Here is a 14,229-nt window from a genome sequence, read left to right on the forward strand (position 1 = left end):
GCCCACCATTGGAGTGTAGCCAAGCGCACGACACGATAACACTCGTGTCGCTGATGAGGTAGTTCAGGAGGCTAATCCTGACGCCTGATTTTGCAGGCGCGGCAAGAAGATACTGCGTTGGGGGCGGGGTGACAAGAGAGGCTCTGGAAGGTGGCTCGCAAAACGAAATTTTATTTTAGGGTGTGGCCTGATGCCCTCACCCCAACCCTCTCCCACAGGGAGAGGGAGAAAACAGGGATTAGCTCAGCAGCGTAAACGCAATCATCCCGACAACCGCACCCGTCGTGCCGAGGATGGTTTCCATCAGCGTCCAGGTTTTCAGGGTTTGCGCTTCGGTTGCGCCGGTAAATTTACCGAACAGCCAGAAGCCCGCGTCGTTAACGTGAGAAACCACAATCGAGCCACCCGCGATACAGATAGAGAGCGCCGCCATCTGCGCACCGGAGTAGTTCAGCTGTTCAATCACCGGCATTACCAGACCCACGGCGGTTAAGCACGCTACGGTCGCGGAGCCCTGAATGATACGTACCGCCGCGGCCAGCACGAAACAGGTGACTGCAATCGGCAGCCCCATCCCGGTCAGCGCTTCGCCCAGCGCCGGGCCAACGCCGGAATCCACCAGCACCTGCTTAAACACGCCGCCCGCCCCGATCACCAGCAGGATAATCCCCGCCGGTTGCAGCGCGGCACCACAGATCTCCATCACGCGGTCTTTCGGCATACCCTGACGCATCGCCAGGCCGTAAATTGCTACCAGACACGCCACCAGGATCGCGGTGAACGGATGACCAATAAATTCGAACCATTCGTAAGCGGTTGACCCCACCGGCACAAAGCGCGCAGCGATGGTTTTCAGGCCCACCAGCACCAGCGGCAGCAGGATCAGCGACAGGCTGAAGCCGAAGGACGGCATTTTTCCCTCGCCCAGGTGCGGCTCGGAGATGTCATCCGGAATGTGCAGTTCAACGTAACGGCTGATGAAGTTGCCCCACAGCGGACCGGCGATAATCATCCCCGGAATTGCCGCGCACAGGCCAATCAGGATCATCCAGCCAAAGTCAGCATGCATCTGGGAGGCCAGCAGCATCGGCGCAGGCCCCGGCAGCAGGAACGCCGCCGCAGCCGCCACGCCCGCAAACAGCGGAATGACCAGCTTCACGAGGTTGGTACCAGTATGCCGCGCCATGGAGAACGCCACGCTAATCAGCAGCACAACGGCCACTTCAAAGAACAGCGGCAGCGCGCAAATCAGACCGGCCAGACCAATCGCGTAGTGCGCACGGCTGTGCCCGAAGGATTTCAGCATCTTGACCGCAATCTGATCGACCGCGCCCGTCTCGTGCAAAATCTTGCCAAACATCGCGCCCAGCGCCACCACAATGGCCAGGAAGCCGAGCGTGCCGCCCATCCCTTTTTCCATCGTCGCCGCGATTTTGTCGAGCGGCATGCCGGAAAAGAGACCGGCACCAATAGAAACCACCATCAAAGCCACAAAGGCGTGCATACGCGCCTTCATCACTAAAAACAGCAGCAGCAATACGGAGCCCACTGCTGTCAAAACTAGCGTTAATGTACTCAAAACTTACTGCCTTTTATTAATAACCTCAATGGTACTGGCAACAACACCTTCCAGCGGCTGATCGATATCAACCACTAAGACATCCTGTTCGTCAGCTCCCGGCTCCTGCAACGCTTCGAACTGCGTTACCAGCATCTGGGTTTTGAAGAAGTGGCCTTTACGCGCCTTCAGGCGGCTTTCAATCACCCCGAAATCACCTTTCAGGTAGATGAAAGAGAGGTTCGGGTTGCCGTCGCGCAGCAGGTCGCGATAGGTTTTTTTCAGTGCGGAACAGACGATCAGGGAGACTTTATTGGTGCGCTGCATCGCGAACGCGGCGTCATTCAGCGCCTGCAACCATGGTTTGCGGTCGTCGTCGTTCAGCGGCTCGCCGGAAGCCATTTTCATGATGTTGCTGCGCGGATGGAGGAAGTCACCATCAAGAAACGCAGCCTGGAGTTGATGCGCCACTTCGCTCGCCACGGCAGATTTACCGCTACCGGACACGCCCATCAGGACGTAAACGTGGTGATCGTGATTAGTCGTGCTCAAAGGGTGTCCCTCAGTCAATTGTTACGGGTAACAGTTATCGGTAACATTGTCCTGCCGGGGCATATGAGAAGCAATATCCAAACGTGCGCGAAGTGAATAAGTGTGAGCTACTTCAAATTTGTCGGATTAAATAGATCCACCCGGTGACAAGGTGAAACCTAAATCTAACATTTTCGGGGTAACTGCCTCACCACGAATGCGCGCCAGCAGGCGCTCTGCGCCAATGCGGCCCATGCGTTCACGCGGGGTCAGGACGCTCGCCAGACGCGGCTCCATCACCTGGCCAATGTCGTGGCCGTGGAAGCCGGCAATCGCCATATCATCCGGGATTTTTAAACCCAGACGCTGGCACTCAAACGCGGCGCCGACCGCAAGGTCATCGTTGGTGCAGAAAATACCGTCCAGTTGCGGATACTCGCGTCGCGCCTGACGCATCAGCTCAATACCCGACGTGTAAGAAGAAGATTGCTCCACCATCACGCTGTACGGGGTTAAACCGGCGTCGAGCATCGCCTGCTCGTATCCCTTCTGTTTGATGATAGTACGTTCATCCAGACGCGCACCCAGATAGGCCACATGGCGATGACCGCGGGCGATGATCGCCGCCGTCATCTGACGCGCCGCTTCAAAGTTATCGAACCCCACGGCGATGTCGAGGCACGGCGACTGGCTGTCCATCAGTTCCACCACCGGAATGCCTGCCACTTCAATCATTTTCAGCGTGCGCGGGGTGTGAGTACGTTCCGTTAAAATCAGGCCGTCAATGTTCCAGGAAAGCATCGATTCAAGACGTTCCTCTTCCAGTTCCGGCTTGTACCCGTAGTGGGCGAGCATGGTCTGATAGCCAAACGCATCGGTGACGCTTTCAATGCCACGCAGCACTTCGGCGAATACCTGGTTGGTTAAGGAAGGAAGCAGGACGCCCACCGCACGGCTGGTTGCATTGGAGAGAATATCGGGCGCGCGGTTGGGGATATAACCCAGTTCATCAAGGGCGGCGGCAATCTTGCCACGCAACGCCACGGAAACCTGTTCCGGGTTACGTAAAAAACGGCTGACCGTCATTTTGGTCACACCGACGCGATCGGCGACATCCTGAAGTACGGGGCGTTTCTTTTTCATCGTCCTGAGAAATCTTGAAGTGAGAGATTTGCTCAGTTTATCACGGACAAAGCTCAACCTTCCCCGTTTAAAGGGAAGGTTGAGAAATTATTTAGACCGGCGGCAAGTCAAACAGCAGAATTTCACTTTCGCTGTCGGCATGCACGGAGAGCGCCTGCTCATCCCAGACTGCCAGGCCATCGGCGGTTGTCGCTTTGGTGCCGTTGATGGACACTTCACCTTTCACCACCTGGATCCACACGCGGCGGTTAGCGGCAATCTGGTGTACAGACTGTTCATCTTTCGCCAGCGCCCAGCGGTACAGCTCCATATCCTGATGCACTTTCAGGGAACCTTCACGCGCATCCGGGGACAGCACCAGCTGTTTGCCCTGTTTCGCGTCGAAGCGGCGCTGCTCGTAGCGTGGCGTGATGCCGGTCTCTTCTGGAATGATCCAGATTTGATACAGGTGCAGTTTTTCCGTTTTGCTCGGGTTGTACTCAGAGTGACGCACCCCGGTACCCGCGCTCATAATCTGGAACTCGCCCGCCGGAACCTGCTCTTTGTTGCCCATGCTGTCCTGGTGCTCAACCGCCCCTTCCAGCACATAGGTCAGGATTTCCATGTCTTTGTGCGGGTGGGTACCGAAGCCCTGGCCTGCATCAATCACGTCGTCGTTAATCACGCGCAGTGCGGAGAAGCCCATAAAGTTCGGGTCGTAATAGTCGGCAAACGAGAATGAATGCCATGAGTCCAGCCAGCCATGATTCGCGTGACCACGTTCGTTTGCTTTGCGTAAGTAGATCATTGTTTTCACCCTTAGTTCGTTTCGATGGAGTAAGTGTGGACGCAAACGCCCTGGGATCATAGAGGGTGAAAATTGACTCCTCTGTTCAAAAATTTAGAACAAGCGAAGAGGAGCCATTTTTGCTTATCTGGCGAGGGTTACCGTGGCAGGAGAAGCCTGTTCGAAGGCCCGTTCGAGGATTTCCAGGTTGGTCAGAACGTCAGATTCCTTGACATAATTCGGCGCGCCGGTGGCGAGGGTGTCATACAGCGCATCGTAGACGCGTCCATAGTCGCCCGTTTCCGGCTTTAGCTCTTCCCTGACCGTCAGGCCCTCGTCGTTCACGTACTCCAGCACGCCCACGGAATCATCTGCCGCAAAGCCCGGTTCACCCGGCATGATATTGGCCTTCAGGCTGGTCTCCTGTTGGTCAATACCGTACTTGATAAAGGAGCCTTTCTTGCCGTGAACGATAAATTTCGGGTAGTCGATTTTCACCAGATGGCTGGTTTTTACGATGGCTTTCAGGTCGCCGTAAAACAGCTGCGCTTCAAAGGTATCGTCCGGGTTGGCCTTATTGCGCAGGCTGCGGATGTCATACGCCACGTGGTCCGGGCGGCCAAACAAGGAGATGATCTGGTCCATGGTGTGCACACCGAGACCGTAGAAAGATCCGTCCTGCGGCAGTCCGGGCTGGGTTTCCGCCACCGGGCGGTAGTAATCGAAGTGGCTTTCGATTTCCACGATCTCGCCGAGTTTGCCGCTTTCAATTGCCTTTTTTGCCGTCAGGAAGCAGCTGTCAAAGCGACGGTTCTGGTACGGCGTGACGGTCAGCCCTTTGCTTTTCGCCAGCGCGAACAGCTCCTTCGCTTCGGCGATGGTCGGGGTGAACGGCTTTTCCACCAGCACGTTTTTACCTGCTTCCAGCGCGCGTTTCGCGTAGTCAAAGTGGCTGTCAGCGTGGGTACAGACCACCACCAGCTTCACCTGCGGGTCGTTAAGCACCTCATCAAGATCGCTGGTGAAATGAATATGGGAATACTGCGGAGACTGCTCTTCTGGCTTCGCGCGGCGGCGATAGATATGGGCCACGTGCCAGGTCTCTTTTCGGTTAAGAACATACGGAAGGTGGTAACGCGTGGTGCTTTTGCCAAATCCAATAAATGCACAATGTAGTGTCATGGCTCAGTCCTTTTGGAAGGTTACTGGGTTTTACCATAGCGCATGTTTTGCCCTCACCCCAGCCCTCTCCCACAGGGAGAGGGAGAAAAAGGGCAAAAAAAAAGCCAGCGAGAAGCTGGCTAAAGTAATACTGGAAGCAATGTGAGCAATGTCGTGCTTTCAGGTTCCCGTAGGAGGTCTTCCTGAATGCAGAGCAATAATAATCATTCTCATTCGCACTTGTCCAACACTTTTTGCAAAAAATAGCGATTGACTCAACTTTTAAAGTCACTGATGTTGGAGGGGACTTTTAACTGACTGAGGAACAAGGAATGAGTGAAATAGTGATACGCCACGCTGAACCGAAAGATTACGACGCCATTCGTCAGATCCACGCCCAGCCGGAGGTGTACCACAACACGCTACAGGTTCCTCATCCTTCAATAGAAATGTGGCAAATGCGGCTAGGCGAGCAGCCGGGCATTAAACAGCTGGTTGCCTGCATTGATGATATCGTGGTCGGCCACCTCACCATTGATGTCGCCCAGCGACCACGCCGCAGCCACGTTGCAGATTTCGGTATCTGCGTTGGCGCGCAGTGGCATAACCGCGGCGTGGCCAGCGCACTGATTCGCACCATGATCGATATGTGCGACAACTGGCTGCGCGTCGACCGCATCGAGTTAACGGTGTTTGTGGATAACGAACCGGCAATCGCGGTGTACAAAAAGCACGGGTTTGAGATTGAAGGCACCGGCAGGCGCTACGCCCTGCGCAACGGCGAGTATGTGGATGCGTATTATATGGCGCGTATGAAGTAGTTTGTTGCCGGGTGGCGGCTTCGCCTTACCCGGCCTACGTTCGTGCCGTTGTAGGCCCGGTAAGCGCAGCGCCACCGGGCAAAAAAATCAATACCCCGCCGTTAAATCATCCACCGAACGCGGGTCCGATGCGCCAAACAGCGCCCCGTCCGGCCCGACCATAATGCTCTGGGTGCTGCCCATCGCCTCCTTCACCGCCACCTTCTGCCCGCGCTGCTCAAGCAGCTTGAGGGTGTCCGGGCTAAAGCCCTTCTCCACGCGCAGCTCGTCCGGCAGCCACTGGTGGTGGAAACGCGGCGCATTGGTCGCTTCGGCGACGTTCATCCCAAAGTCGATACTGTTCACCACCATTTGCAGCACGGTTGTGATAATCCGGCTCCCGCCAGGGCTGCCCGTCACCAGCCAGGTTTTGCCGTCTTTCACCACGATGGTGGGCGACATGGACGACAGCGGGCGCTTCTTCGGCCCGACCGCATTCGCATCGCCGCCGACCAGGCCGTAGACGTTCGGCACGCCCGGTTTGGCAGAGAAGTCATCCATCTCGTTGTTCAGCAAAATACCGCTGTTGCCCGCCACAATCCCGGTGCCGAAAGTGGTGTTAAGCGTGTACGTCACCGCCACCGCGTTACCGTCTTTATCTACCACCGAGAAATGGGTGGTCTGGTTACTTTCATACGGCGCCAGCTTGCCCGGGCGGATCTCGCTCGACGGCTTAGCCTTATTGATGTCGATCTCGTCGGCAATCGATTTGGCATAGGCTTTGTTGGTCAGCGCCTGCCACGGCACCTTCACGAAGTCCGGATCGCCAAGGTATTCCGAGCGGTCAGCGTAGGCGCGCTTCTCCGCCTCCGCCATCACCTGCATGGCATCGGCACTACCGAAGCCGAACTTGTGCATATCGAAGTTTTCCAGAATATTGAGGATCTGCACGATGTGAATGCCCCCGGAGGACGGCGGCGGCATGGAGAAGACCTCGTAGCCGCGATAGGTGCCGCTGATCGGCTCGCGCTCCACCGCCTTATATTCCGCCAGATCCGCTTTGGTGATCAGCCCGCCGTTCTTCTGCATCTCATCGGCAATCTGATCGGCAATCGGCCCCTTATAGAAGGCGTCCGGACCGTTTTCGGCAATCAGTTCGAGACTTTTTGCGAGGTCCTTCTGCACCAGCTTATCGCCCTTTTTCAGCGGCTCGCCGTCTTTCCAGAAGATAGCCTTGCTGTTCTCATGATTGGGAATAACTTCGCTGCCGTAGGTTTTGAGATCGTCCGCCAGCGCGTCGTTGACGACGAAGCCGTCGCGCGCCAGCTTGATGGCAGGCTGCACCACTTTATTCAGCGGCAGCGTGCCGTATTTTTCCAGCGCCAGCGAGAAGCCCGCAACGGTGCCCGGCGTGCCGGAGGCAAGGTGCGAGGTCAGGGATTTTTTACTGTCCGGATTGCCCTGATCGTCGAGGAACATATCGCGGGAGGCCTGATTCGGCGCCATCTCACGGAAGTCGATGGCCGTGGTTTTACCGTCTTTGGTGCGCAGCATCATAAACCCGCCGCCGCCCAGGTTCCCCGCCTGTGGATGCGTCACCGCCAGCGCATATCCCACCGCGACTGCCGCATCCACCGCGTTACCGCCCTGCTTAAGAATATCGACGCCCACCTGCGTTGCCAGCGCGTCAACCGAGGCCACCATGCCGTGCGTCGCCCGCACGGGGTGAAAAACATCCTCCTCCACGCCGTAAGAGACCGGTGGAGCGGCGGGCGGGTTGGCCGCCACGGTAAATGTGCCGCCTGCCATCAGCGCAGCGATGGCGACCCAGCGCAAAAAGGTTGGTTTCATCATTATTGTTCTCCAGGTGAAGGGGCCCATATTCCCCGCTTAAGCCTGGTTCACAACTCTTAAAAAATCATCGTTATGCCGGAATCAGGGTAAACTTAAGAGAAGCCTCAAAGGAGGAGATAACCATGAAACGATTACTGATCCTGACCGCGCTGCTTCCGTTCGCCGCGCTCGCACAGCCAATCAACACCCTGAACAACCCGAACCAGCCGGGCTACGTCATTCCGAGCCAGCAGCGTATGCAGACGGAGATGATGAGCCAGCAACAGCAGCAGAAAGGGATGCTCAATCAGCAGTTAAAAACGCAGACCCAGGTGCAGCAGCAGCACCTGCAAAACCAGATGAATACCAACACCCAGCGCGTGCAGCAGGGCCAGATGCGGGAGCAGCCGCTGCCAAACTCAAACGGTGGGATGTTAGGGGGCGGGGTGTCGCAAAGCAGCGGTCAGCAGCACATGCTGCCGACCCAGCAGAACGGCAGTATGCTTAATAAATAAAGTTCGGCCCAATCTGGTCAATCGCATCGGTACAGATGCTGTCCACGCCCCAGCGCAGCAGCTCGGCTGCACGCTGGGGTTTATTGACGGTATACACCAGGATATGCAGACCGGCCTCCTTCAACAGCGTCACGCGCGCTTCATCCAGCAGCTTATGGTTGAGGTGGATCGACACGCAGCCTAAGAAGGTCGTCAGCGCGCGCCAGTCTTCTCGCCACTCATCCAGCAGCAGCCCGCGCGGCAACTCCGGTACGGCAGCCTGTGCGGCTTCCAGCGCGTCGATGTCAAACGACGATAACAGCGGCGCGGTCATCCCTTCCCACAGCTCGCGCGCGGCAAGGGCAATCACTTTACCCGTCAGCGGCCCGGTGCCGGTGGTCGGTTTGATTTCGATGTTGGCCATCATGCCGTGTTGACGACAGCGGTCCGCCACTTCCGCCAGCAGCGGCAGCGGTTCGCCTTTAAATTCGCCGCTGTACCAGCTACCGGCATCCACCTTCAGCAGGTCACGCCACGGCAGTTCGCCCGCCACGCCCCAGCCGTTGCTGGTGCGTTCGAGATTGTCGTCGTGCAGCAGGAAAATTTCGCCGTCCTTCGACAGCTTCGCGTCGAACTCGATCATCGTGTGGCCGTAGCGCGCGCCAACGTCAATTGCCGCCAGGGTGTTTTCCGGCGCCAGTTTACCGCCGCCACGGTGGGCGACGATGTGGGGGTAAGGCCAGTTGCTCATACTCGTTGTCCTGTTTCACCGTCAAATAAGTGCAGGTGATTTTCCGGCATATGCAGCCACAGCGTGCTGCCTGCCTTCGGGCGCTCCTGGTGCGGCAGACGCACCACCAGCTTTTGCTCGCCCCAGCGCCCGTGCGCCAGGTTGTCTGCGCCCAGCATCTCCAGCGTGTCCATCACCAGCGGCACGCCGCCGTCCGCCTGAGACGTCAAACCAATATGCTCCGGGCGGATACCGAGCGTCATCTTACGCCCGGCGTAGCCACGATAGTACCAGTTGATCGGCAACGCCATCCCGCTTTCCAGCTCGAAGTGGGTTCCCGCCGCATTGATCCGCCCGTCCAGCAGGTTCATCGCCGGGCTGCCGATAAAGCTCGCCACAAAACGGCTGGCCGGTTTTTCGTAGACCTCCACCGGGGTGCCAATCTGCTCGGCGATGCCTTTGTTCATCACCATCACGCGCTGGGCGAGGGTCATGGCTTCAACCTGATCGTGAGTCACATAGAGGGACGTGGTTTTCAGGCGGCGATGCAGCTGCTGTAGCTCAAGGCGCATCTGCACGCGCAGTTTGGCGTCGAGGTTTGACAGCGGTTCGTCGAACAGGAATACCGCCGGGTCGCGCACGATGGCGCGCCCCATCGCCACGCGCTGACGCTGGCCGCCGGAGAGCTCGCGCGGGCGGCGCTTAAGCAGGCCGTCAAGTTCCAGAATGCGCGCGGCTTCTTTTACGCGCTCGTCGATATGACCTTTGCCCATACCGCGAATTTTCAGCCCCCAGGCCATGTTCTCTTCCACGCTCATGTGCGGATAGAGGGCATAGTTCTGGAACACCATCGCGATGCCGCGATCTTTGGGCTCCATCTCGGTGACGCGCTGGCGGTCAATCCAGATATCCCCGGACGTTACGCGCTCCAGCCCGGCCACCATACGCAGCAGGGTGGATTTTCCGCAGCCGGACGGGCCGACCATCACGATAAATTCCCCGTCCGCCACGTCGAGCGTCAGCGGCTGAATGACCTGGGTTTTACCGTCCCAGCTTTTGGTAACTGCCTGTAATTTTAAACCTGCCATCTTATTTCTCGCTATCGACCAGGCCGCGGACAAACGCGCGCTGCATGGCTAAAACAATGACTACGGGTGGGATAAGGGTGAGCAGCATCGCCGCCATCACCTGGTTCCAGAGGGTGGTGCCTTCGCCGGTGGCGATCATGCCTTTGATGCCTGCCACGGCGGTGCCGAGGTTGACGTCCTGAACGATCAGCAACGGCCACAGATACTGGTTCCAGCCGTAGATAAAGGTGATCACAAACAGCGCCGCGAGGTTGGTTTTCGACAGCGGCAGCACGATGTCGCGGAAGAAGCGCATCGGCGAGGCCCCGTCGATGCGCGCGGCTTCAATCAGCTCGTCCGGCAGAGTCATAAAGAACTGGCGGAACAGGAAGGTGGCGGTCGCCGAGGCCATCAGCGGCAGGGTTAAGCCCGCGTAGCTGTCGAGCATCTTCAGGTTGGCGATCACCTCCACCGTCGGGAAGATACGCACCTCTACCGGCAGCATCAGGGTGATGAAAATCATCCAGAAAAACAGGTTACGCAGCGGAAAGCGGAACCAGACGATGGCGAACGCTGAGAGCATCGACACCGTAATTTTGCCGACGGTGATGCCAAACGCCATGATGAAGCTGTTGAGCATCATCAGCCAGAACGGCGCGCTGTTAGCGCCCACGCCCTGGGTCCAGATGGTCTTCATGTTTTCGAAAAGGTGTCCGCCCGGGATCAGCGTCATCGGGGTGTCGAACACCGCTTTGGTGTCCAGCGTGGCGGCGACGAAGGCCACGTACAGTGGGAACAGGATGACGATAATCCCTAAAATCAGCATGGTATGGCTGAAAATCGTCAGCCCGCGACGGTTCTCAATCATTGGTAGCGCACCTTACTTTCGACATAGCGGAACTGCACCACCGTGAGGATGATGACGAGGAACATCAGCACCACCGACTGCGCGGCAGAAGCGGAGAGATCCAACCCCGCAAAGCCTTCGCGGTAGATCTTGTAGATCAGCGTGGTGGTCGCCTGCACCGGGCCGCCCGCGGTGGCGGCGTCAATCACCGGGAAGGTGTCGAAGAAGGCGTACACGAGGTTAACCACCAGCAGGAAGAAACTCACCGGGGCGATCAGCGGCAGCGACAGCCGGAAGAAGCGGCGCACCGGCCCTGCACCGTCGATGGCGGCGGCCTCCACCAGCGAACGCGGGATAGACTGTAGCGCGGCAAAGAAAAACAGGAAGTTATAGCTGATCTGCTTCCACACCGAGGCGAACACCACCAGGAACATCGCCTGACCGCTGTTCTGAGCGTGGTTCCAGTCGTAGCCAAACTCGCCCAGGAAGTGGGTAATCAGCCCGCGCCCTGGGTTAAACAGGAAGATCCACAGCACGGCGGCCACGGCAGGAGCCACGGCGTAGGGCAGCAGCATCAGGGTCTGATACAGACGGCTGCCGCGCACCACGTAATCCACCAGCGCGGCGAAAAACAGCGACGCGACAAGACCGCTCACGGTGACCAGCGCACTGAATTTGATCGTCGTCCAGAAGGAGTCCAGGTAGTAGCTGTCGTGGAACAGCGCGGTAAAGTTGTCCAGCCCGACAAACTGGCTGGAAAGCCCGAACGGATCCACGCTTTGTACCGAGTACCACAGCGCTTCGCCCGCAGGCCAGATAAAGAAGATAACGGTGATGACCAGCTGCGGTGCGACCAACAGGTACGGCAGCCAGCGGGAACGGAACACCGGACGGGATGAGGACATTGAGATTAGGTTCCTGAACATTGCCGGGTGGCGGCTACGCCTTACCCGGCCTACATGGGGCACGTCGTAGGCCCGGTAAGCGCAGCGCCACCGGGCATTTTTTTACGATTTCGTCGACTGCTCAAAGCGGCGCAGCAGCTGATTTCCGCGCTCTACCGCAGAGTCCAGCGCCTGCTGTGGGGTTTTCTTACCGGTCCACACGCTTTCCAGCTCTTCATCGACGATGGTGCGGATCTGCGGCATGTTGCCCAGACGCAGGCCTTTGGTGAACGGCAACGGCGGCTTGTTCAGCATCTGGCGCGTCGCGATGTCTGCGCCTGGGTTTTTGCTATAGAAGCCCTGCTCGCGGGTCAGGTCGTACGCGGCTTTGGTGATCGGCAGATAGCCGGTCTTCTGGTGCCACTCGGCGGCGTTTTCAGGTTTGGCCAGGAAGTCGAGGAATTCGGCCACGCCTTTGTAGGTGCCGTTGTCTTTACCCTGCATCACCCACAGGCTCGCTCCGCCGATGATGGCGTTCTGCGGCGCGCCCTTCACGTCGGCGTCGTACGGCATCATGCCCACGCCGTAGTTGAATTTGGCATAGTGACGTATATCCGCCAGCGAGCCGGACGAGGCGGTAGTAATGGCACAGTCGCCGTTGTAGAACTTCTCGGTGGATTCGTCTTTACGCCCGAAGTAGCTGAAGTCGCCCTTCTTGTTGAGTGCTTCCAGCAGCGCGATGTGCTTCACCTGCTCCGGCTTGTTGAACTCCAGCACCGCGTCGGTACCGTCGAAGCCGTTGTTTTGGGTGGCAACCGGCAGCCCGTGCCAGGCGCTGAAGTTTTCAATCTGGATCCAGCCCTGCCAGCCGCTGGCGTAGCCGCACTTCATCCCCGCCGCTTTCAGCTTCGCGGTGTACTCCGCCAGATCCTGCCAGGTTTTTGGCGGCTGCTCCGGATCTAAACCGGCTTTTTTGAAGGCGTCTTTGTTGTAATACAGCACCGGCGTGGAGCTGTTAAACGGCTGGGACAGCAGATGGCCGGTTTTGGAATCGGTGTAGTAACCCGCTACGGTCGGTACGAACTGGGATTCGTCAAAGTTAATGCCCGCCTCTTTGAACACCTCGTACACCGGCTTGATGGCTTTGGAGGCCATCATTGTCGCGGTGCCCACTTCATAAACCTGTAACAGCGCAGGCGCGTTACCGGTACGGAAGGCGGCGATGCCCGCGCTCAGGCTCTGCTCGTAGTTGCCTTTGTACACCGGCACAATTTTGTAATCCGGGTGGGTGTCGTTGAAACGCTGCGCCAGGGAGTCAACCTCTTTACCCAACTCCCCTTCCATGGAATGCCAGAACGGAATGGTGGTCACAGCCATTGCGTTCGTCGCAAAAGCCAGACCCAGTGCCAGACCCAAAGCTGTGTGTCGTAACGATGTCATTGTCATCTCTCTTATTGTGCCGGATGCGCGATATCACGCGTTTTATGCTCGCGAGGTAACATGACATGCTCGAATGACAGAAAAATAACTGTTTGTTTACAGATAAGTGACAGCCAGGCGTCAGGGGGATGATGGTTGTGTGAAGGGGGATTGGGTGCGGTCTGGTGCCCTCACCCCGGCCCTCTCCCACGGGGAGAGGGAGAAAAGCGATCGGTTCCCTCTCCCTTGAGGGAGAGGGTTAGGGTGAGGGGGAAATGCGATTAACCGCCTAAATACGCACTCCGCACCGCCTCGTTCGCCAGTAGCGCGTCACCGGTATCGGAGAGCACCACGCGCCCGTTCTCCAGCACATAGCCACGGTCGGCGAGCTTCAGCGCCTGGTTGGCGTTCTGCTCGACGAGGAAGATGGTCATCCCCTCTTTGCGCAACTGCTCGATGGTATCGAAGATCTGCTGGATAATGATCGGCGCCAGGCCAAGCGACGGCTCGTCCAGCAGCAGCAGGCGCGGCTGGCTCATCAGCGCGCGGCCAATCGCCAGCATCTGCTGCTCGCCGCCGGACATGGTGCCCGCTCGCTGAATACGACGCTCCCACAGGCGCGGGAAGAGTTCGTACACCCACTTGATGCGGGTCTGGAATTCATCCCGATGGGCGAAGAAACCGCCCATCGCCAGGTTCTCTTCCACCGTCATGCGGGAGAATACGCGGCGCCCTTCCGGGACAATCGCCACCGCTTCACGCATGATCTTAGCCGTCTGCCAGTCGGTAATATCTTTGCCGTCAAACACAATCCGCCCGCTGGTGGCGCGCGGGTCGCCGCACAGGGTGCCGAGCAGCGTGGTTTTACCCGCGCCGTTGGCGCCAATCAGGGTGACGATTTCGCCCTGATTGATGTGCAGGCTGACGTCATGCAGCGCCTGGATCTTGCCGTAGTGAGCGTTGACCTTGTCGAACGTTAACATCGATTTTTCCATC

General features: G+C 58.0%; 14 protein-coding genes. 2 read left to right on the forward strand and 12 right to left on the reverse strand.

Going from position 1 to position 14,229, the window contains the following annotated elements:
* Positions 1–238: 238 nt before the first annotated feature.
* The 5 genes from gntU to ACOTYH_RS18125 all read right to left on the reverse strand — a co-directional run bounded on the left by gntU (position 239) and on the right by ACOTYH_RS18125 (position 5,180).
* Positions 239–1,579 carry a gluconate transporter gene (gene gntU, locus ACOTYH_RS18105; RefSeq protein WP_017693851.1) on the reverse strand — a complete coding sequence of 447 codons (1,341 nt, stop codon included), beginning with the start codon at positions 1,577–1,579 and terminating at the stop codon, positions 239–241.
* Between the two features lie 3 nt (positions 1,580–1,582).
* On the reverse strand, positions 1,583–2,110 hold the full coding sequence (gene gntK, locus ACOTYH_RS18110; protein ID WP_003861569.1) for a gluconokinase: 528 nt from the start codon (positions 2,108–2,110) through the stop codon (positions 1,583–1,585).
* A gap of 126 nt (positions 2,111–2,236) precedes the next feature.
* Entirely contained in the window at positions 2,237–3,232 is a 996-nt protein-coding gene (gene gntR, locus ACOTYH_RS18115) for a gluconate operon transcriptional repressor GntR (protein WP_003861567.1), read from the reverse strand.
* Between the two features lie 91 nt (positions 3,233–3,323).
* Positions 3,324–4,019, reverse strand: a complete 696-nt coding sequence (locus ACOTYH_RS18120; protein ID WP_003861565.1) for a pirin family protein — start codon at positions 4,017–4,019, stop codon at positions 3,324–3,326.
* Positions 4,020–4,142: 123 nt separating this feature from the next.
* Entirely contained in the window at positions 4,143–5,180 is a 1,038-nt protein-coding gene (locus ACOTYH_RS18125) for an oxidoreductase (RefSeq protein ID WP_032655374.1), read from the reverse strand.
* Positions 5,181–5,491: 311 nt separating this feature from the next.
* On the opposite strand from ACOTYH_RS18125, the gene yhhY reads away from it, so the two are divergent.
* Positions 5,492–5,980 (forward strand): N-acetyltransferase, encoded by a 489-nt coding sequence (yhhY, locus tag ACOTYH_RS18130; protein WP_017384133.1) that lies wholly within the window; start codon positions 5,492–5,494, stop codon positions 5,978–5,980.
* 87 nt (positions 5,981–6,067) lie between these two features.
* Here the strand turns inward: yhhY and ggt are convergent, their stop codons facing one another.
* Positions 6,068–7,813 (reverse strand): gamma-glutamyltransferase, encoded by a 1,746-nt coding sequence (gene ggt, locus ACOTYH_RS18135; protein ID WP_015571464.1) that lies wholly within the window; start codon positions 7,811–7,813, stop codon positions 6,068–6,070.
* Between the two features lie 122 nt (positions 7,814–7,935).
* Here ggt and ACOTYH_RS18140 point away from each other — a divergent pair, with 122 nt between their 5' ends.
* Positions 7,936–8,307: a DUF2756 family protein gene (locus ACOTYH_RS18140; protein ID WP_017384131.1), complete on the forward strand. Its 372-nt coding sequence runs from the start codon at positions 7,936–7,938 to the stop codon at positions 8,305–8,307.
* On the opposite strand, the gene ugpQ is transcribed toward ACOTYH_RS18140, so the two are convergent.
* The 6 genes from ugpQ to livF form a co-directional block, all read right to left on the reverse strand.
* Positions 8,297–9,037, reverse strand: a complete 741-nt coding sequence (ugpQ, locus tag ACOTYH_RS18145) for a glycerophosphodiester phosphodiesterase (protein ID WP_047636270.1) — start codon at positions 9,035–9,037, stop codon at positions 8,297–8,299. The two genes, ACOTYH_RS18140 and ugpQ, sit on opposite strands and share 11 nt — an antisense overlap.
* Positions 9,034–10,104, reverse strand: a complete 1,071-nt coding sequence (locus ACOTYH_RS18150; RefSeq protein WP_017384129.1) for a sn-glycerol-3-phosphate import ATP-binding protein UgpC — start codon at positions 10,102–10,104, stop codon at positions 9,034–9,036. The genes ugpQ and ACOTYH_RS18150 overlap by 4 nt, the downstream gene beginning before the upstream one ends.
* Position 10,105: 1 nt before the next feature.
* Positions 10,106–10,951: a sn-glycerol-3-phosphate ABC transporter permease UgpE gene (gene ugpE, locus ACOTYH_RS18155; protein ID WP_015571468.1), complete on the reverse strand. Its 846-nt coding sequence runs from the start codon at positions 10,949–10,951 to the stop codon at positions 10,106–10,108.
* On the reverse strand, positions 10,948–11,835 hold the full coding sequence (gene ugpA / locus ACOTYH_RS18160; protein WP_003861551.1) for a sn-glycerol-3-phosphate ABC transporter permease UgpA: 888 nt from the start codon (positions 11,833–11,835) through the stop codon (positions 10,948–10,950). Before ugpA ends, ugpE begins: the two co-directional genes overlap by 4 nt.
* A gap of 102 nt (positions 11,836–11,937) precedes the next feature.
* Complete coding sequence (ugpB, locus tag ACOTYH_RS18165; protein WP_023295545.1) at positions 11,938–13,254, reverse strand: sn-glycerol-3-phosphate ABC transporter substrate-binding protein UgpB; 1,317 nt, start codon at positions 13,252–13,254, stop codon at positions 11,938–11,940.
* 260 nt (positions 13,255–13,514) lie between these two features.
* Entirely contained in the window at positions 13,515–14,228 is a 714-nt protein-coding gene (gene livF, locus ACOTYH_RS18170) for a high-affinity branched-chain amino acid ABC transporter ATP-binding protein LivF (RefSeq protein WP_063413023.1), read from the reverse strand.
* Position 14,229: the final 1 nt, after the last annotated feature.

This window comes from Enterobacter cloacae complex sp. SHL001, from assembly GCF_049236825.1.
In the GTDB taxonomy this organism is placed as follows: Bacteria; Pseudomonadota; Gammaproteobacteria; order Enterobacterales; family Enterobacteriaceae; genus Enterobacter; species Enterobacter hormaechei_C.

Excerpts from the sequence above, each read along its gene's own strand:
- gntR (WP_003861567.1), bottom strand. The coding sequence starts at position 3,232 with ATGAAAAAGAAACGCCCCGTACTTCAGGATGTCGCCGATCGCGTCGGT.
- ACOTYH_RS18120 (WP_003861565.1), bottom strand. The coding sequence starts at position 4,019 with ATGATCTACTTACGCAAAGCAAACGAACGTGGTCACGCGAATCATGGC.
- ACOTYH_RS18125 (WP_032655374.1), bottom strand. The coding sequence starts at position 5,180 with ATGACACTACATTGTGCATTTATTGGATTTGGCAAAAGCACCACGCGT.
- yhhY (WP_017384133.1), top strand. The coding sequence starts at position 5,492 with ATGAGTGAAATAGTGATACGCCACGCTGAACCGAAAGATTACGACGCC.
- ggt (WP_015571464.1), bottom strand. The coding sequence starts at position 7,813 with ATGATGAAACCAACCTTTTTGCGCTGGGTCGCCATCGCTGCGCTGATG.
- ACOTYH_RS18140 (WP_017384131.1), top strand. The coding sequence starts at position 7,936 with ATGAAACGATTACTGATCCTGACCGCGCTGCTTCCGTTCGCCGCGCTC.
- ugpQ (WP_047636270.1), bottom strand. The coding sequence starts at position 9,037 with ATGAGCAACTGGCCTTACCCCCACATCGTCGCCCACCGTGGCGGCGGT.
- ACOTYH_RS18150 (WP_017384129.1), bottom strand. The coding sequence starts at position 10,104 with ATGGCAGGTTTAAAATTACAGGCAGTTACCAAAAGCTGGGACGGTAAA.
- ugpE (WP_015571468.1), bottom strand. The coding sequence starts at position 10,951 with ATGATTGAGAACCGTCGCGGGCTGACGATTTTCAGCCATACCATGCTG.
- ugpA (WP_003861551.1), bottom strand. The coding sequence starts at position 11,835 with ATGTCCTCATCCCGTCCGGTGTTCCGTTCCCGCTGGCTGCCGTACCTG.
- ugpB (WP_023295545.1), bottom strand. The coding sequence starts at position 13,254 with ATGACATCGTTACGACACACAGCTTTGGGTCTGGCACTGGGTCTGGCT.
- livF (WP_063413023.1), bottom strand. The coding sequence starts at position 14,228 with ATGGAAAAATCGATGTTAACGTTCGACAAGGTCAACGCTCACTACGGC.